The following is a 16,497-nucleotide window of genomic DNA, read 5'->3' as shown; positions in this document are numbered from 1 at the left end:
CAGCCTGCTGCAAATCGCCCCCTTTTGTGGCGGTGTACAAAATTGTCGAGGAGCTGCTCAGAAACGCGCAAAGTCCTGCCGGCATCGACCGGGAGCTGGTCGTGTATTGGGGCGTTGTCGCTTTTCTCGCTCTGGTCGGGGCACTGCTCGCGCTGTACGTCGGGCTGATGTGCTCGCACGTCGCGGCGTTCCAGATTTTGTACCAGCTCCGGGTGCGGCTGGCCGAGCACGTCGCAGCAGGCGATCAACGAGCTGGTCAAAAGCAAAACGGTCATCCTGTCGCGCATCGCCTGAAGACGAGCCAAAACGCGGATAAAATCATCGTGCTGGACCAAGGCCGCCTCGCAGAAGAAGGAACCCACAGCGAGCTTGTCGCCAGAGCCGGACTGTATGCCAATTTGTGGAGCTTGCAGCAGGAAGCGGAGGGCTGGCGGGTGAACTAAAACAGACGATAATCCCGTCCAAGCGGCGGGGTTTTTGGCGTTGCCAAGCGTTCCTATGCGCCCCCACGCGCTCTCAAGCGTTCCAGGCAAGAGCAGGGTCGTTTTGCAGCAAGACGAGCAGTTTTTTTTCTGAACAGACAAGACAACCAGCGCAGAGGTGAAAACAAGCGTATGAACCAAGCAGCACACTGGTATGCGGTCGAGAATGTAGTAGACAAGCATTGTGCGCTCGCAACCTGAATGCTCTCTATCGGAACGAATCGTTCCAGCAAACCGTCGTACTCCCGGAGCAGGTCGGCACAGGCTACTGGCAGCGGACGAGCCTGAATGCCATGGTGGACGTGATGATCTGCGACATTGTTTTCCGAGAAGAGCTTGGCATGAAGAGCACGGAGCGGGACGACTGGATGAAAATTTGCTTTGGAGCTCGAACGACACCCATCTGGACCATGGCATCGCACCCGGTGAGGTGATCGCATTCGGGAGAGCAGAGACGAGCAGCACGTGTCATTTCGCAGCGGAGCGCCACTTTCGTTGTTTGACTGTCAAGCTGGACGTGCCCCAAGCTCGTGCAGGCGTGGCCGATTCCCCGCCTGGAAGCGCAGTGGAGCCGAATGGCAGCGCGCGACAAGCTGTACGACAACCGGAAAATGACGCCGCTCGTCAAGCGTATCCTCCACGAAATCATGCGCTGCCCGTATCGCGCGGAAATCCGCCGTATGTATATGGAAGGGAAAATACTGGATCTTTTGGCCGTGTATATGGATGAAGTTTTGCTGGAAAAAGGTTCGTTGCCCCGCGATGTAGCTCTCTCGAAAACAGACATCGCCAGCTTGCGGCAAGCCAAGCAAATCGTGGACGCTTGCGCAGCAAGGTGCAAAGAGGGGAGTGAGAGGCAATGTGGCCTTTCGTAAGAGATAATGGCAGGGAGCGCAAATGCTGCTTGTCGCACAAAGAAATAGCGAACGAAATTTGTTTGTTGTGTTAATAACATTCGCTTATTATCCCGCTCCCCGCCTTCGAGTGAGAAAAATAACGGGGGTTATACTTTTTGAAACGGTAGTCCTTACTTGTAAAGGCGAACGTTAAGGAAAAACGCAATCATTTTTGCTAACGTAGGTATTTGGATCTGTTTTTTTGTCATTCCCTGGAAAAATGGTTGGAATCTACTATAATGAAAAACAAACAGGAGAAGCGAATGTACGTTCTTGTTCGTGCGCATTGTTTCGCTCCCCGATCCGTATGGGAGGCTGAAACGACTGTGATGGGTTCTGATCTCGAAACGACTTGCGCGGCCATGAAACGAGCGATTGACAACTGGCTTACAAGCATTAGCGAAAAGGATGCCGATGCGATTGTCGGCCGCACCACGCTGCAGGCATTCATGATTTTGCCATGCTCGAATACGTAAACGACAGAGCGACCGTGGCGATCACGGCGCTGGACGACTGGGACCTCGATTTTGACACGCCGGGAGCCAATCACAGAAGCGGGCAGCGCAGCGCCGAGCTGTCCGAAGCCTGCGTCCGCGAACAACTCGTGCCACAGCTTGCCGCCTATGTGAAACAAAAGCTGGACAGTCTGTCGTCTCCCGCTCTGCTGGACTACCGCTTTTCGTTTTGGGGCAAGTTCCAGACCGACACAGGCGAACTGAAGCTGCCGATCTTCCATTCTGTCGATCAGGAGAAACGAGCGCGTTTGCTTGCGAACATTTCCGCTTATGTGACCGAGCTGTTCGCGGACTATGCGCGCGAGGCAATGGAACAGTTCGCGTGGTATGCCGATGCGGACGACGAGAAAAACGTCATGCCCGGCAGCTACGCTGTCTTCGGGCTCGGGCTGGCAGACCGCCGCTATTTTTCGCTCGTCGAGGACTACATGGGCAAGATTGACGAAGAACACCAGTCAGCGAAAAATCAGTTCACCGCCGCTTTCGCGAAAAACGCACGGCGTGAATCCAGAGACGCTGCCAACGCTTGTCGCGTGCCTGCTGCACGCAACGGACGCGCTGAAGCTGAAAATTAAGACCGAGCTGGAGGAGACGGCCAATCTCCGCGTGTTGCTCGATTTGCTGCGCGCTCGCGAGCCGTATGAAGCGGAGCACGTCATCTTTATCGTCTGGGGCGGCGTGGAGAAGCTCCAGGCTGCGGCTGCCAAAGCAAAGGGAGAAACGGCAGGACTGCTAGCCGAGCTGGCGGGCTTTGCGATAAGCAATTGTTAAGCAGGTCAAAGGCGTGGCGTTTGCCGTACGGAACCAGCTCGGTAGGCGCGATTTTGCCCAGCCGCGCAAACGATTCTTCCGTCTCGGTGACAATCAGCTCTGGTTTTAGCTGCACGATTTCCGAGAGCGAAAACGGGAAGTTGTGAATCTTGGTCAATGAGGACGCGACTTTTTTCAAGTAGACGTGCTTGCCCAAATAGGCGCTGATCCCGGCCGGAACGACTTTTTTTAATTTGCGCAAAAAATAGGAGACGTCGTGAAAGCCGACCGCTTCGGCAATCGCTTGCACGCGCTCTCCAGCCAGCAGCTTGCGCTTGGCTTCGTCCATGCGCAGACCGTCGATGTAGGCGGAAACAGACTTGCCCGCAACCCGCTCGCTCGGCAAAAGCTTCGCGATACCGCACCAGGCAGGGGCACAGCATCCTTTTTTCAAAATGCAGCGCAGCGTCAGTAACAGACCGTCCAGACAAAATCCCGTGCATGCTTTTGGGTGCTCTTTTGGTAAAATGAACAGAAGGCGACAAATCCGACCAAAAAAGGAGCAATGGGAAACGATGACCCAAGCCATTCCAGAGGCAGGCTGGCATTTTGACAACAGCTATGCGACTCTGCCGGAAACTTTTTTCACGAGACTGAACCCTACCCCTGTACGCTCACCCAAGCTCGTCATTTTCAACCGTCCGCTGGCTGCTGCCCTTGGCTTGCAAGCCGATGCATTAGATGGAGAAGCGGGAGCGGAGGTGTTTGCAGGCAACCGGATACCTCCGGGCGCCAAGCCGATTGCCCAAGCCTACGCCGGGCACCAGTTCGGACAGTTTACCATGCTCGGGGACGGGCGTGCGCTCTTGATGGGCGAACACATTACCCCGCAAGGCGAGCGGTTTGACCTGCAATGGAAAGGCTCGGGCCGCACGCCGTACTCCCGGCGGGGCGATGGACGGGCGGCACTCGGGCCGATGCTGCGCGAATACATCATCAGCGAAGCCATGCACGGGCTGGGCATCCCGACGACCCGCAGCCTGGCGGTGGTGACGACCGGAGAAACCGTCATCCGCGAAGACGATCTGCCCGGCGCGGTACTTATGCGTGTCGCCTCCAGCCATTTGCGCGTGGGCACCTTCCAATACGCGGCCCAATGGGGGAGCGACGAGGAACTGCGGGCGCTCGCCGACTATACGTTACAGAGACATTTTCCGCAAGCTGCTGAGCAGGACAACCGCTATCTGGCGTTGCTGGAGGAAGTGATTCGCCGACAGGCAGAGCTGATCGCCAAATGGCAGCTCGTCGGGTTCGTCCACGGCGTCATGAACACCGACAACATGTCCATTTGCGGCGAAACGATTGACTACGGCCCGTGCGCCTTCATGGACACGTACGATCCGGCTACCGTCTTTTCCTCCATTGACTACCAGGGACGTTACGCCTACGGCAACCAGCCGCAAATCGCCGTCTGGAACCTGGCGCGCTTTGCCGAAGCCCTGCTGCCGCTCGTGGATGAAAACCAGGCCAAGGCGGTTCAGGTGGCACAGGATGCGCTCTCCCGCTTTGGCGAGCTGTACTACCGGAATTGGCTCGCTGGCATGCGGGCCAAGCTCGGGCTGTTCGGCGAGGAAGCGGACGACGTGGCGCTGATGGAAGAACTGCTCAACTTGCTGCAAAAGCATCGGGCGGACTATACGAACACGTTCCTCGCCCTGACGTTCGATCAGCAAAGGGACGAAGCGTTGTTTGCCGCGCCGGAGTTCGCCGCCTGGCAGGAAAAGTGGCAAGCAAGACAAAAGCGCCATGCTCCCTCCGACGATGCTGTCCGGCAACGGATGAAAGCGAGCAACCCGGCTCTGATCCCGCGCAACCATCGCGTCGAAGCGGCCCTGGAGGCAGCCGTGCAGGAGGGCGACTACAGCGTGCTGGAACGGTTGGTTGCCGCGCTTGTCGATCCTTACGCGCATTCGCCGGAGCAGGCCGAGTACGCCACGCTGCCGCCAGACTCGTGCGGCCCGTATCGGACGTATTGCGGTACGTAATTCACCAGTCGGCCAGGAAGATGCCGGAAGACCTTTGCTGGGGATTGTCCCAAGCAGAGGTTTTTTCTTTTTCCCGCTCCCTGTGCTAAGATAGATTGGTTGAAAAGAGAAAATATTCCAGCGTCCCGGGCGGTATTTTTCCGGGGACGCTGATTCAATTGGGACGGGAGCGGATTGTATGCTGAAACGACTCATGCAGGAAATCATCGAACTGCTGCGGGCAGATATTCCCGGGATGGCAGAGGCGTTTCATCCGCGACACGGCGAAGGAGAAAAACTACAGCGTCCAACAGGAAGACGACCAGCTTTTCTGGAGCTATGGCCGGAGCGGCACCATCCATTTTCTCGACGCGATCCGCAAGCTAAAGCTGCCTGTTTATCAGCCGATGCGCGTCGATACGGGTGTCCACGATCCGCAAGCGTGGCTCCGTAGTCTGGATGCGGGCTGGCAGGAGCGGATCGAGCGGGGCTGCGGCTCTGCTGACGTATTTTTGCATGCCAAGCAGTTGCGGTTTATTGGCGAAGGCATTACCGATGTGACGCCGCTTCAGCATTGCCGCGAGGTGCGCGAGCTGGTGCTGACCGCAAACGAGATTCGCTCCATCGAAGCGCTCCGCGGCTGCCAGCAGTTGAAACGGCTGTATGTGCCGAAAAATCAGCTCAGCGATCTGCGTCCCTTGCAAGGTCTGGCTTATTTGCAAATGGTGAACGTGTCTGCAACCGCCGTCACGGATTTGGCGCCTCTCGCCAGCCTGCCGAGACTGGCGGAGCTGGATATGACGCACACTCCCGTTCGCAGCCTCGCCCCGCTCAAGCAGGCAAAGAGCCTGAAAAGCCTGGCGCTCAGCCGTCCCGATGCAGAGCAGCTTCGCGAGCTGGGCGAGCTGCATTCGTTGTCAGAGCTTGCGATTGTCGGTCTTGGCGACGCGTGCGAGAGCGACTTGGCTGCGCTGGCACAGCTTGTGAATTTGCAGATGTTGCGCCTGGAGGACGTCCGCTTGCCCGATCTGGCGTTTTTGCCAAACAACCGCAAGCTGCGAAGCGTGAAGATGAACAAGACGGCGATTGGCGATATTTCAGCGTTGGCCGAACTGGGCAGTCTGCTTACGCTGGAACTGAACGATTGCCCCGAGCTGGGGAACCTGGAAGCGCTTGGAAAATCAGCTTCGCTCGCAAAAATAACGGCCTCCTACCAGCAGTTTGCCCGGTTGAAAGACCGTTTTGCGCGAAAAATTGATTTTTCTTCCATGACAGGCGACATGACGGACGAGGAAGAAGAGATTTGGCATGCGTATGTCCGGTCGTAGGGGGAGGGCGTGCTTGTGTACGGTGCAGGGAATCGTCAAGGGCTACGAGGAAGACAACTTCTGGCTCGTGCTGGACAATCGCAGCATCGTCGGGAAAAAGTCGAGTCTGCAAGAGGCGTAGAGGACTTCTAGCGCCGTGCCGCAGCTTTGTTTCTGTGGGGCGGATCCCGCGGCCAAGTCCAGGTCACCTCCTCCCTCGCGGCAGCAAAACCGCCGGCACAGATATCCGGCACAGCGTAGACAGCCCCAAATACCCGAACAGCGGATACAAAAACATCAGCAACTGGCTGTAGCCAATCAGGCAAAGGATGAAGGCAGCCGCAAAAAGATACAGGTAGAGCCGGGATTCCGGCTGCTGGAGCAGCTCGCGCAGTTGCTGGCCGATCCCGAACACGTTGGAGATGAGCGTGGTGAAAATCTCGGAGTAGAGGACGAACACGAAAAACAGTTGCAGCCATTCATTCCAGCGATCCGTAATGAACAGGATCGGGATGTCCATGAAGCGCACGTCGTCCCAATTCGCCAGCATCGTCGTATGCACGACGAGCAGCATAAAGCCGAGGACGACGCCTCCGATGACCGCCGCGCGGAACAGGACGACTTTTTCGCGGATGGCGTAGCCGATCGGGATCAGGACAGACTGGGCCATCGCCAGATTGAAGGAGACGTACAAAATCGTTTTCCACAAAAAGGCGTAGTCGGAAGGCTTGGCAAGCGGCAAAGGCGATTCGGCGCTGCCGTCAAGCAAAATGAGCAGGGCAAACAGCAGCATGGACGGGACGACGAGCGCATTGACCAGCAAGAGCTGCTCCAGCCCTCTTCGCAGGATGAGCAGCGCGAGCAAAACCGTGGCGGCCGTTCCGAGCAAATACGGGATGTCGAATTGCTCCTCCAGCACGGATCCCGCTCCGGCGAGCATGACGGTCGTGACACCGAACAAGGTTAAAAAGACAAGCACATTCATGGTGCGGCCAAGCATCGGCCCGAACAGCTTTTGATTGAACGATTCGTAAGAGGGCGTGCGCAGTTGATGGGCCAGCAGCATCATCTTGTAGCCCAGCCAGACGAACAGCGACGTGGCCAGCAGGATGCCGACCGTGCCTGCATGGCCATATGAGGTGAAAAACGCGAGAATTTCCTGGCCGCTCGCGAACCCGGCCCCGACCACTGTTCCTATGTAGGTTGCCGCGACCTGGATACTTTTTCCCCACAGTTTCATACGGTCTGTTCCTTTCCAAATGGGATGCTAGTACAAGTGTATGAGGCTTGGGCCAAAACAGAAGAAAAAAGTGGTTGAAGGACAAAGTTGCCCTTATTACCGGGGCCGGCCAGGGAATCGGCAAAGCGATCGCGTTGGCATTCGCCCGCGAAGGCGCCCACGTGGCGATCAACTGCTACAACCAGACTCAGGCGGAAATCGGACGAGGTGGTTGCCCAACTGGCGGGCTGCAGCGGGCAGGTGATGGCAGCGGAAGGCGACGTTACCGACGTGCGCTTTGTGCAGCGTCTGGTCGACGAGACGCTCGCAAAGTTCGGACGTATTGATATTTTGGTGAACAACGCGGGCATTCTTACCCAAAGCCTGATTCACGAAATGACGGTGGAAACATGGGACCGGATGATCGATGTCGATCTGCGGTCCGTGTTCCTGCTGACGAGGCATGTGGTGCCGCACATGATCGAGCAAAAGAGCGGGCGGATCATCAATATCGCTTCGCAAATTGGCCAAAAGGGCGGCGTCAAGCTGAGCTACTACGCGGCGGCCAAGGCGGGGGGCATCGGCTTTACCAAGTCCAGGACGACGAAGCGTGACAGCAAGGTTTTTTCAAGGCGAAGACAGTACTGGTTTATTCTACCGCTTGTTGCTGACGCCAAGCCTTGACCCATGATTTCACACTTGATTCTGTTTTTTCAAGCTTCTCCACCCTCTTCAACGCCTCCTGAACCTCCGTCTTCAGTTCGCATTCCAGTGCAGCCAACTTTTCCCTGCCTTTGCATGTAATCCAGTCATCGCTGATATGTCCCGTCTGCTCTAAATCCTCATGCAATTGATAAAGGTAGGACAGGTTTACCGGTTTCCCGAAATTGTCGCCAAGGTCTTTACAAGAGTGTGGGGACTTTCCATCCAGCGCGCCACGCAGTAGCAGCCAGTCGTAATAATCCGCGACACCAATGATTTTTTTCTCATGCTCATTTTCAGGCAAAGGGGAGGGAGGGCATGGCGAGGCGGGAAGCTTTTGGTCCAGATCGTGCAAAAAATGGCGAAGCTGCTTGACTTTGGCGGGTACGGCCTTGATGACTGCTCGCTCGCCGGTGTAAAAATGGATGAGACCTTTCTCCATAACCGTATAGTGCAGGGTCGGCCGCTCTGTAGTAGACCAGGTTGATTCCATGAAGAGAATGTCTTTCTGGGCGAGATTTTTCATAATCCGGTAGACGTAGGTCTGGTTGCTGCTCATAGGGAACACATTCATCGAACTGGTCATGTCATAAATATCTTTGGCCATCCATTTTTTCTGCAACGTAAATGCATGGGCCATCACCAAATGAACCAGTTCGTTCAATGTGATTAAATTGGCGAACGGGCGCATGTGCGAATGTTTGCTCAAACCAACCACCATCCATTTGCAATTAGTTCTAAATCTACAATCAGAAGTCGGTATTCCGAAAAAATAGTGTGCCTCCTCCTTTCTTTCTCTCATCATACCGGAATCTACAGACTATTGACAAATTTCTTCAAATAGGAGGATTGTATTCGGTTCTCTACGAGCAGTCAAGCTTTTTGGCAGGAAATTTTTACGCCGATCTTTTCCGTTTTTGCAGTTGTCGAGTCGACAAGACAGAGATCATGCGGGCCAAGGTTTCGGATGTTTATCAAGCCGTCACTTTCAGCGCTGTCCGCCAAGACTCTTGAGCGGAAGGGCAACCCGGCCAAGCGATGCCAAACCGCGGCAGCCGAACAGGGGAGAGAGAAACCTTAAAAGCTGCGAATAACAGCCGAGGCAAACACGAACGCCAAAGAGATAGAGGCAGGGGGCAGCAATCGTGAACAACTCCCTGAGCGGCTGGCTAATCCCGAAGACGTTGGAGAGGAGCGTCGCGAACATTTTCGAGTGATGCTAGTACAACTGCATGAACCGTCGGCAAAAACAACAGACGAAAAAGGCGGCGTGCCACGGCCAGGCGCCTTTTTCGCCTTTTTCGTCGTTATTTACAACAGGAACATGGCAACGATGGTCGTCACCAATAGCCCGATGGCGACGGGATACAGGTTGCGCCGCGCCAACTCGAACGGATCGACGCCGCAGATCGCCGCTGCCGGAATCAGCGCCCAAGGAATAATCGTTCCGCCGCCGACCCAGATGGCGGCAATTTGCCCGAGGGCGGTCAAAGTAGCGGCTCCGGCGCCCAGAGCAGTAGCGAAAAGCTGCGCGAGCGAACCGGCCAGCGTGATGCCGGAGAAGCCCGAGCCGTCCAGCCCGGTAATGACGCCGACAGCAGCGACAGTCAAGGCGGCTACTTCTTTGCTGATCGGGATCGTGTGGGCCAGCGCCACGCCCAAGTCGTTGACGATCCCTTGCGAGCCAGCCGGCAGCACCTCGCCGAACACTTTGACAAAGCCGCTGTCGCCCATGTAAAAAAAGGCGGCGATCGGAATGACGGGTCCGAACACTTTGAAGCCGAACTGAAAGCCGGAGATGAGATGGCTCGTCACTTGCTCCAGCCCTTTTTGCTTGTGGGCGAGCATCGTCGCGACAATCAGAATCAACAGAGCCGTTCCGCCGACGAGCGCCGTCGCATCGCCTCCGCGCAAGTCAAAAGCAAACATCGCCACGACATCAAGCGCAAACAGGACGGGAACGAGGGCAGCCAAAAAGCGGCGAGTCCCCGTAGGCAGAGGAACGCGCGCTGCGGCAAAGACGGAATCGCCCGCAGGCGTGTCGCTGCCGGACCCCGGGAGATTGCCCAGCTTCATGTCTTTTTTCAAGTACCAGAAGGCGATTACGGTCGTGACCAGCCCCATGACGACGACGAGCGGAACGCTGGCGGAAATGACGTCCTCTACAGGCAGGCCCGCCGCTTTGGCTGTCAAGGTCGGCGCTCCCTGAATGACAAAGTCGCCGGAGAGCGCAATTCCGTGTCCGAACAGGTTCATCGCAATCGCGACGCCCATGGCAGGCAAGCCCGCCCGCAAAGCGACAGGCAGCATGACCGCGCCGATCAGTGCAACCGCAGGCGACGGCCAGAAAAACCAGGAAATGACCATCATCACAATCCCGATCACCCAATAGGCCAATGTGGCGTTGTGAATCAGGTGCGTCATCGGCCGGATCATCGTCTCGTTGACGCCAGTATCTGTAAGCACATGACTCATCGCCACGATAATACAGATGACCAAAATCGTCGGCAACAGCTCGGTGATCGCGTAAATAAAGCTGCCAAAAATTCCGCCAATCGCCGTCGTCACCGATCCGGTCGCGACCAGTCCGAGCAGGGCAATCCCGACAATGCTAATCAGACTGGTGTCCCTGCGCATAACCATCATGAGAATGATGCCAATTACGAACAACACATACACGCCGTGCAACCATGCAAGTTCAATCCCCATACTGTACCTCCTCCCGCTTTTTCCTTTTGCCACACCATATGCGCGAGCAAATCTATGGGTGAACGTGCATGCGGCTGGCGAAACTGGCATTTTTGTCCACAATATGCCACTATTAAATGAGCAGGAGGCATGACAAAAAATCGGGGTCTTGATGACTTGGGTACGAGGCAAGAGAGGGGGAACGGCGCCCTTCGTTTATACGGGAGACAGGCGCCAAACGACGATGAATACGACTACACCAATCCAACGAAAAATGGACCAGGCGATCGAGCTGTTGGAGCGCCGCTTTTTGGAACGGAGCGAACTGATCCGGCTTTTGATGCTCGGGATGATGAGCGGAGAAAATGCGCTGTTGATCGGCCCGCCGGGGACGGCAAAATCGCAGCTCGCCCGCTCGGTGGCGCAACTGTTTGGCGCCGAGCATTGGTTTGAATATTTGCTGACCCGGTTTACGACGCCGGATGAGCTTTTCGGCCCCGTGTCGCTTCAACAGTTGAAGCTCGACAACTACGTGCGAAAAACAGCGGGCTATTTGCCACAGGCGCAATTTGCCTTCCTCGACGAAATTTTCAAGGCGAACAGCGCGATCTTGAATGCGCTGCTGTCCATTTTGAACGAACGCCTTTACTTTAACGGCAGAGAAAAAGAAGAGGTCCCGCTGCAGTTTTTGATTGCGGCGTCCAACGAACTGCCGGATGACGACGAGCAGTTGACCGCTTTATACGACCGCTTCCTGTTCCGCTATGAAGTCCACTACTTGCAACAGGCGGCCAGCTACGAGCGGATGTTCTCGCTGCCGACGAATCCGCTCCCGGTCGTCTTTTCCCTGTACGATATCAAGGACATTCAGGCGGCGGCGAAGCAAGTGACGATCCCGGAGGCATTGATTTACTTCCTCTACCGGATCAAGCAGGACATAGAGGAAAAGGAATACGTGCTGTCCGACCGCCGCTGGAGCAAAATCGCAGGCGTATGGCGGACGTCTGCCGCCCTGCATGGCCGCGAGCAGGTCACGATCTGGGACACGGTTTTTACCCCGCACATGCTCTGGGATGTGCCGGAAGACTTGAACGTCATGCGCGAGTTGTTCGAGCGCCAGTTTACGGAGATGCTCAAGGCAGAGCTGGAAAACGAACTGCCGCTCCAGCGCTTGCAGCAACTCGCTGATAAATGGAAGGAAAAGGAATCAGAGTTGCACGCTTTCCAATTCAAAAAAGAAGTCGGGGCCAAGCTGGGAAAAGAAGCGCTGGAGCGAAACGGGCAACTGCTGGAAGCTTGCCGCATGGAGCTGGAAGAGACGGCGCGCGATTTGCGCAACCGCCTGATGCAGTGGGAAAAGCGCGAGCATGACCTGGGCGCGTACGTGCTGGAGAAAAATCGGTTGATCCACAACGTCGAGAAGTACACGGTCAAATACGCGTACTTGCGGATCGAGGGCGAGCGGATTTTGCAGCAATTGCAAAAAACGTACCGGACCATATTTGACAAAGAGATCGCGGGGGCAGACTACGACTTTACGTTATAGGGGGGAGTGACGATGATAGTTCGTGCCAGCGGGGTCGAGCGCTATTTGTTTGAAACGTATCTCGCTTCTTCGCGCACGGCCCAGGAATGGGTGCAGGAGGCGCAGTCCCGGGCCGAGTGGTTCAATCACGAGCTGCTCGCCGACTTTTTTCTCGTTTTTTATGTGGAAAAACCCGAGATCGACATGACCCAGGAAGCGACTCCGTTCCATCACTGGATGATTCGCACGCTCATGAAGCAATATTTTACGCGGATGATTCACCCCCGGACGGTCGGCAATGAGAGCGCGGCTTTCAAGACGGCGATCAAGGCGCTGTTGTGGCTCACGGAGACGTTCGCGGAGGAAGTGAAGCAGCGGCAAAAAGATCGCAGCCTTTCCCCGCTTCTCGCGGGCTTGCGGGAACAGCAAGGACAAGAAGGAACGAAAGAAGCGCAGCTCGCCGATTTGCTCACGGAAAAGCAAAAAGCAAAGCTGGAGCTGATCGGCTATACGCTGCAGCAAGGCAAGCGCGTAGTGGAGGACAAGCAGGAAGCCCTCGACACGAAGCCGCTCGTGCGCGCGGAAATCGTCGGGCTGCAAGCGAAAATCGAGCAGCTTCGCGAAGAGATGAGCGTGCAGTTTACGAAGCGGACGAAGCTCATGCAAAAGGTCAAAAAGCTCGAAGAAGAGCTGGCCCAGCGGGAAAAGCAGCTCGACCGACTGCAAAAACAGGAAAAAGAAGCGATAGACGCTTGGGAAAAAGAACTGGGGCAGTGGCTGGAGCAGTCGTTGAAGGGGACGTTGTCCGCCGAGGATGTAGACACGCTGTTTGTAGATGAGGTGTTTGCGGCGAGCCAGCGCTTTGCCAACCGCAGTTGGGGACACGACCTGGGCAAGCTGCGCAGGCAAAGCTTTGAGCAGTATGTGAAGTGGGTGGAAAAATTGAAGCGCCATCCCGATCTGGTGGCGTTTTTGGACGAAGTCGGCCGCCAGGTGCATCGCTTTCGCGTGCGGCGCAAGGAGATTCGCTCCCGCCATTTGCCGGAGGAATACTACGATTTGCGGCAGTCCGGCGATATTGCCCACATGCTGCCGGGCGAGGCCGTGCTGCTCGCCGATCCGGACTACGAACATTACTTCATGCTGAAATGGCTGGAGCAAAAGCTGATGACGTACGATACGTCCGGCTGGGTAGAGGAACCGCCAAAAGGCCCGGTCATTTGCATGCTCGACACTTCGCACTCCATGCGCGGGGCAAAGCTGCGGCTGGCGCAAATTTTCATCATGACGTTTGCGGCGCTGTCCATGCTCGAAAAGCGCGATTTCGTGCTGATCTTGTTCGGGGCAAAAGGAGAGCTAAGAGAGCAGCCTCTGTATCACAAGAAGCCGGACTGGGGGGCGTTTTACGGCCTGGCGCAAATGGCGTTTGGCGGCGGGACGCATTTTGATGCGCCGATGAAGCGAGCGATGGAGCTGGTCGAGACGGAAAAAACGTGGCAAGCTGCCGATCTGGTGATGGTGACCGACGGCGTGGGCGGAATCTCGCCATACGTGCAAGAAAAGCTGGTCGCGCTCGGGCAAAAGAAACAAGTCCGCCTGCACAGTCTGATCGTCGGCTCGGCCCGGCAGCATCTCGTGCAAACGTACGACCTGCTAGGCATCTCCCACCGCGTGCGCTTCGCGACGAGCTGGGAAACGGAAGGGGCGGAAAATACGGGGCTGTTGCTCGACGTATTTGGCGTCTCGACCGCGCACCAGTCGCCAACGAAAAAGCGTGCCACGCGTGCCTTGCGCTGACAGGCCGCGCAGACTTGTTCCCAACAGCAACAGAAAGAGGCTATCCCTTGGGATAGCCCCAGGCTGATGAGAAACCCCTTGTTTTTGGGGTTTCTCTTGGTTGTACGCCCAGCATGGGCGTCATCTCTAGGGTGAAAGTCCGAACGGGGGCTGGCGAACGCCTACCGTTAGCCAAGAGAAAGTTTGAACTTGTCAACAAGACGTATGAAGATCCTGAAAATATACGAGACGAAGCGTTCTTCTTGGATACACATCCTGGATGAGGTCTTTCAACGACTTGTCCCGATCTGTATTTTTCCGTTTCAGGTAAGAATAGTATCCACTTCTTGAAACGCCAAACTCAAGGATTCTGGATACGACTGAAACTTCTGACCTTTGATTGCCATAAAAATGCACCCCCTAAAATTACATCGGATTTCCCTAGGGGTTTTTCCAATGTCTATTCTAAGGGGTGCACTTCACACTATAATGGTGCTTTTTCAACTATATACCAGTTATCTATTCCCAGTATCTTCATAATTGAATCGATATCTTTCTCTGTAAACTTTTCCAGGTTTAGCTCCGGCACCATTTTTTCAAAAGGTTTTACATAAAATGCCCCGTTGCTATCCTCAACGTAGGCTAAGTATTTACTATCCACTACTTGTTCTCCAATTTGATATTGAAATTGTAATACATATATTTTTTGGATTTTGGCCTGAGATATGTCTGTTTTATTCTTAGCTGTTTCCATCCAACGTAATATTCTTTTTTTTTCTTCTTCTTCCGATAGGAAAACTAAGAACTCTGGTTGAGCTTTATATGGCAACGAATCCAAGCGATATTCTGACACTCCTATCGAATGCAGATTTTCTGCAGTAAAGTCGCTTACTAAAGACTCGTGGGTTTGATCATTTGTCATGGTTTTTTCCTTTGAAGAACAACCCCATAAGAAAAAAATAATCGTCAATGTCATGATGAGAAGTATTAGCCTATGATTCATAATCCCTCGCCTCCTTCATTTTTAGAAAAACCCCTCGTTCCAATTGGAACGAGGGGTTTGCTTTTTTCTTTTGAAAAAATTAATCCCAGTCAGTCCCCCAGTATGATTTGAAGATGCTTTGGAAGGAATAGTTCCCTCCTGTAATAGTAGGGAGATAGTTTATATCCAGTGCATGTGGAGTGTATTTGTAAAGCGCCCATGTTCCATAATTTTTTACCCAGATGTAGTTTTTGTACGTGACCCCATTAGAGGTTACCGTTTTTCCGTAGTTGATGTTGTTGAATAAGATTGGGTAAGTCTCAGTAGGGGAGTTATACCATAGATCCTTGAATAGTTTAGTTCCTTTGTCAATCTGGATATCAAATCCGCTTGTTCCATTCAGATCTCCGCCATCCGTTGCACCATAACCCATAGCATAGTAGAATCGGCGAGATGAGTAGCTGACACTACCAGGTGCTGCAGAAACAAGAGATTGTTCTTTTTGAAGGGTTGCAATAACCACCTTTGGATTCATTCTGTGTGTCTGTGCAGCATTGTAAATTGCTTTGGACGGAAGGATTGTTTTGTTGGTATTGTAAACATTCCCGTTAGAATCTCTTCTCCAAATTTGCACCGGATCTTTCAAAATAGAGTTTTTATTCTGAAAGAATGATTGGATCTCACTCTCTGTCATAGAACTATAGTTAATGAACTTATCGGATCCTGATGAACAAGGGCATGAACCCGGAACTAGATTGTTCATTAGAACGCCGTTGACATAGTAATCCTCATATGTAGTAGTACTTTCGATGCCTATGGACCTTAAATCACTCTCTGCTCCCTTCTTATTACCCTCTTCCATCTTTTCCTTCTCAAGATTCTCGTGATCATTAGTCTTGACTTCAGGAAATTTCAAATCATTACTAGAAAGGGCGTGTTTAAAAAGTTCTTTCCCGTTCTCATATTCAGTCACTTCTACGTAGTTGTCCCGTTTCACATATTTTTGTTTTCTGCCTTTGTTGTCTTCAGATTCTATCATTTTTCCATTTTTGTATTTATAGGTGACCTCAAGTCCATCCACATGAAATTCCTTATCAATTTTTCCATTTTCATCGTACAATAAAATGTTGACATTTTGTTCGTTTGCATATTGAAGGAGTTCATCAGATGTTGATGGATTTTGTTTTGCTTGAATAGGCGAGCTAAAAAACAGAGAACTAACAGAAATACCGACAGATAGCATCGATACTAACGATGCCTTAAATAATTTTTTGACAAATTTACCACTCCTTACCTATAGAGGATGTTTTATCCAATATTTACTATAACAAATTTCCAAAGAGGAAATTTGTCGGAATTTGACGCTCAAAAATAAAAAATTTTCAAGACATGATAATCGCGAAAACACTCATGTAGACCGTGTCCGAGTCAGTGAATTAATCAACATTAAACTGACGGATATCGATTTTCATTACTGCCAGATACGGAGCTATTTGAATCCTCCTGGAAAAAAATACGGATCGGGGAATCCGTAAAATTCGGCAAATACTCCGAATAATCGGGCCAACAGTAAATTTATCACCTCACAAACTTCGTCACTTCAAAGCTGGCAATCACCGTTGCACCGTTTG

19 protein-coding genes are annotated in these 16,497 nt (G+C 53.5%); 13 read left to right on the top strand and 6 right to left on the bottom strand.

The genetic code is table 11. The features are described from left to right. Positions 1-26: 26 nt before the first annotated feature. The 6 genes from BA6348_RS15290 to BA6348_RS27845 all read left to right on the top strand — a co-directional run bounded on the left by BA6348_RS15290 (position 27) and on the right by BA6348_RS27845 (position 2,664). Positions 27-443, top strand: coding sequence for a transporter (locus BA6348_RS15290; RefSeq protein WP_242507358.1), 417 nt, complete (start codon positions 27-29; stop codon positions 441-443). Between the two features lie 221 nt (positions 444-664). Then, positions 665-916 carry a hypothetical protein gene (locus BA6348_RS15285; protein ID WP_122952470.1) on the top strand — a complete coding sequence of 84 codons (252 nt, stop codon included), beginning with the start codon at positions 665-667 and terminating at the stop codon, positions 914-916. Between the two features lie 96 nt (positions 917-1,012). Then, a complete protein-coding gene (locus tag BA6348_RS15280) occupies positions 1,013-1,357 on the top strand; it encodes a hypothetical protein (RefSeq protein ID WP_242507357.1) in 345 nt (114 codons plus the stop codon). Between the two features lie 347 nt (positions 1,358-1,704). Next, complete coding sequence (locus BA6348_RS27850; protein WP_283857771.1) at positions 1,705-1,854, top strand: hypothetical protein; 150 nt, start codon at positions 1,705-1,707, stop codon at positions 1,852-1,854. Then, positions 1,839-2,468 carry a DUF6138 family protein gene (locus BA6348_RS15275; RefSeq protein ID WP_025846738.1) on the top strand — a complete coding sequence of 210 codons (630 nt, stop codon included), beginning with the start codon at positions 1,839-1,841 and terminating at the stop codon, positions 2,466-2,468. Before BA6348_RS27850 ends, BA6348_RS15275 begins: the two co-directional genes overlap by 16 nt. Beyond that, positions 2,395-2,664 carry a DUF6138 family protein gene (locus BA6348_RS27845; RefSeq protein ID WP_307723487.1) on the top strand — a complete coding sequence of 90 codons (270 nt, stop codon included), beginning with the start codon at positions 2,395-2,397 and terminating at the stop codon, positions 2,662-2,664. The genes BA6348_RS15275 and BA6348_RS27845 overlap by 74 nt, the downstream gene beginning before the upstream one ends. Here the strand turns inward: BA6348_RS27845 and BA6348_RS15270 are convergent. Continuing rightward, the gene (locus BA6348_RS15270; RefSeq protein ID WP_165328997.1) at positions 2,555-3,097 is read right to left on the bottom strand and encodes a helix-turn-helix domain-containing protein; all 543 of its coding nucleotides are present in this window, start codon (positions 3,095-3,097) and stop codon (positions 2,555-2,557) included. The two genes, BA6348_RS27845 and BA6348_RS15270, sit on opposite strands and share 110 nt — an antisense overlap. A gap of 121 nt (positions 3,098-3,218) precedes the next feature. Between BA6348_RS15270 and BA6348_RS15265 the strand changes: the two genes are divergently transcribed. The 3 genes from BA6348_RS15265 (at position 3,219) to BA6348_RS15260 (ending at position 5,995) form a co-directional block, all read left to right on the top strand. Next, on the top strand, positions 3,219-4,688 hold the full coding sequence (locus tag BA6348_RS15265) for a protein adenylyltransferase SelO (protein ID WP_122952469.1): 1,470 nt from the start codon (positions 3,219-3,221) through the stop codon (positions 4,686-4,688). A 178-nt stretch (positions 4,689-4,866) separates the two neighbouring features. Then, positions 4,867-5,121: a hypothetical protein gene (locus tag BA6348_RS26765; RefSeq protein WP_157797560.1), complete on the top strand. Its 255-nt coding sequence runs from the start codon at positions 4,867-4,869 to the stop codon at positions 5,119-5,121. Next, positions 5,075-5,995: a leucine-rich repeat domain-containing protein gene (locus tag BA6348_RS15260; RefSeq protein WP_122952468.1), complete on the top strand. Its 921-nt coding sequence runs from the start codon at positions 5,075-5,077 to the stop codon at positions 5,993-5,995. Before BA6348_RS26765 ends, BA6348_RS15260 begins: the two co-directional genes overlap by 47 nt. A 184-nt stretch (positions 5,996-6,179) precedes the next feature. On the opposite strand, the gene BA6348_RS15255 is transcribed toward BA6348_RS15260, so the two are convergent. Further along, positions 6,180-7,214: a YkvI family membrane protein gene (locus BA6348_RS15255; RefSeq protein WP_007780875.1), complete on the bottom strand. Its 1,035-nt coding sequence runs from the start codon at positions 7,212-7,214 to the stop codon at positions 6,180-6,182. Between the two features lie 47 nt (positions 7,215-7,261). On the opposite strand from BA6348_RS15255, the gene BA6348_RS28035 reads away from it, so the two are divergent. Together BA6348_RS28035 and BA6348_RS15245 are read left to right on the top strand one after the other, a co-directional pair. Further along, positions 7,262-7,540, top strand: coding sequence for an SDR family NAD(P)-dependent oxidoreductase (locus tag BA6348_RS28035; RefSeq protein WP_122952467.1), 279 nt, complete (start codon positions 7,262-7,264; stop codon positions 7,538-7,540). Then, entirely contained in the window at positions 7,422-7,877 is a 456-nt protein-coding gene (locus tag BA6348_RS15245; RefSeq protein ID WP_122952466.1) for an SDR family NAD(P)-dependent oxidoreductase, read from the top strand. The genes BA6348_RS28035 and BA6348_RS15245 overlap by 119 nt, the downstream gene beginning before the upstream one ends. On the opposite strand, the gene BA6348_RS15240 is transcribed toward BA6348_RS15245, so the two are convergent. Together BA6348_RS15240 and BA6348_RS15235 are read right to left on the bottom strand one after the other, a co-directional pair. After that, positions 7,843-8,613, bottom strand: coding sequence for a hypothetical protein (locus tag BA6348_RS15240; RefSeq protein WP_237716614.1), 771 nt, complete (start codon positions 8,611-8,613; stop codon positions 7,843-7,845). The two genes, BA6348_RS15245 and BA6348_RS15240, sit on opposite strands and share 35 nt — an antisense overlap. 593 nt (positions 8,614-9,206) lie before the next feature. Next, a complete protein-coding gene (locus BA6348_RS15235; protein ID WP_005831944.1) occupies positions 9,207-10,604 on the bottom strand; it encodes a hypothetical protein in 1,398 nt (465 codons plus the stop codon). Positions 10,605-10,827: 223 nt separating this feature from the next. Here BA6348_RS15235 and BA6348_RS15230 point away from each other — a divergent pair, with 223 nt between their 5' ends. Next, complete coding sequence (locus tag BA6348_RS15230; protein WP_007780864.1) at positions 10,828-12,129, top strand: AAA family ATPase; 1,302 nt, start codon at positions 10,828-10,830, stop codon at positions 12,127-12,129. A 12-nt stretch (positions 12,130-12,141) separates the two neighbouring features. Beyond that, a complete protein-coding gene (locus BA6348_RS15225) occupies positions 12,142-13,905 on the top strand; it encodes a VWA domain-containing protein (RefSeq protein WP_122952465.1) in 1,764 nt (587 codons plus the stop codon). A gap of 463 nt (positions 13,906-14,368) precedes the next feature. Here the strand turns inward: BA6348_RS15225 and BA6348_RS15220 are convergent, their stop codons facing one another. Together BA6348_RS15220 and BA6348_RS15215 are read right to left on the bottom strand one after the other, a co-directional pair. Beyond that, positions 14,369-14,887 (bottom strand): hypothetical protein, encoded by a 519-nt coding sequence (locus BA6348_RS15220; RefSeq protein ID WP_005831950.1) that lies wholly within the window; start codon positions 14,885-14,887, stop codon positions 14,369-14,371. A gap of 79 nt (positions 14,888-14,966) precedes the next feature. After that, positions 14,967-16,109 (bottom strand): hypothetical protein, encoded by a 1,143-nt coding sequence (locus BA6348_RS15215; RefSeq protein WP_122952464.1) that lies wholly within the window; start codon positions 16,107-16,109, stop codon positions 14,967-14,969. Between the last annotated feature and the right edge of the window lie 388 nt (positions 16,110-16,497).

Origin of the sequence: Brevibacillus agri (genome assembly GCF_004117055.1) — a bacterium.
Lineage (GTDB): Bacteria > Bacillota > Bacilli > Brevibacillales > Brevibacillaceae > Brevibacillus > Brevibacillus agri.
Note: the sequence above shows the minus strand (reverse complement) of the source record. Positions and strands in the feature narration are given on the sequence as shown.

Coding starts and splice junctions, on each gene's coding strand:
- BA6348_RS15275 (WP_025846738.1), top strand. CDS start 1,839: ATGCTCGAATACGTAAACGACAGAGCGACCGTGGCGATCACGGCGCTG.
- BA6348_RS15265 (WP_122952469.1), top strand. CDS start 3,219: ATGACCCAAGCCATTCCAGAGGCAGGCTGGCATTTTGACAACAGCTAT.
- BA6348_RS26765 (WP_157797560.1), top strand. CDS start 4,867: ATGCTGAAACGACTCATGCAGGAAATCATCGAACTGCTGCGGGCAGAT.
- BA6348_RS15260 (WP_122952468.1), top strand. CDS start 5,075: ATGCGCGTCGATACGGGTGTCCACGATCCGCAAGCGTGGCTCCGTAGT.
- BA6348_RS15255 (WP_007780875.1), bottom strand. CDS start 7,214: ATGAAACTGTGGGGAAAAAGTATCCAGGTCGCGGCAACCTACATAGGA.
- BA6348_RS15235 (WP_005831944.1), bottom strand. CDS start 10,604: ATGGGGATTGAACTTGCATGGTTGCACGGCGTGTATGTGTTGTTCGTA.
- BA6348_RS15230 (WP_007780864.1), top strand. CDS start 10,828: ATGAATACGACTACACCAATCCAACGAAAAATGGACCAGGCGATCGAG.
- BA6348_RS15225 (WP_122952465.1), top strand. CDS start 12,142: ATGATAGTTCGTGCCAGCGGGGTCGAGCGCTATTTGTTTGAAACGTAT.
- BA6348_RS15220 (WP_005831950.1), bottom strand. CDS start 14,887: ATGAATCATAGGCTAATACTTCTCATCATGACATTGACGATTATTTTT.
- BA6348_RS15215 (WP_122952464.1), bottom strand. CDS start 16,109: ATGCTATCTGTCGGTATTTCTGTTAGTTCTCTGTTTTTTAGCTCGCCT.